Genomic DNA, 440 nt, shown 5'->3' with positions numbered 1-440 from the left:
TCTTCCGATCCCGCCCCGCCGGCGCAGCGCACGCCGCGCTTTACTCCGTTGCCGGGCGCGCGCGACGCCGCGTCGACGGGTGCGGCGGCGGCGCCGGCCACCGCCTCGCTGCCCTACACGGTCTACCTGGCCAACCTGCACAGCCAGAGCAACCACAGCGACGGCGGCGCCGCCCTCGACGCCTGCAAGGGCGCCCAGGATCCGCTCAAGGCCAAGTACGGTCCCGAAGCCGCCTTCGCCTATGCGCGCGGACGCGGCCTCGACATCCTGGCCGTCTCCGAGCACAACCACATGTACGACGGCTCGGACGGCACCGACCCCAACGCCGAGCCAGCCAGGGCGAAAGACCTGTACAAGGCCGGCCTGGCCAGCGCCGCCGCCTTCAATGCCACCAAGCCGGGCTTCCTGGCGCTGTACGGCATGGAGTGGGGCGTCATCAA

1 pseudogene is annotated in these 440 nt (G+C 71.8%); it reads left to right on the top strand.

The annotated features are described in order from the left end of the window. Nucleotides 1-440, top strand: a pseudogene (locus tag B2R83_RS01740) (phosphotransferase); the annotation flags it as partial.

This window comes from Massilia sp. UBA6681 (assembly GCF_002454935.1).
GTDB classification, from domain to species: domain Bacteria; phylum Pseudomonadota; class Gammaproteobacteria; order Burkholderiales; family Burkholderiaceae_D; genus Telluria; species Telluria varians.
Note: the sequence above shows the minus strand (reverse complement) of the source record. Positions and strands in the feature narration are given on the sequence as shown.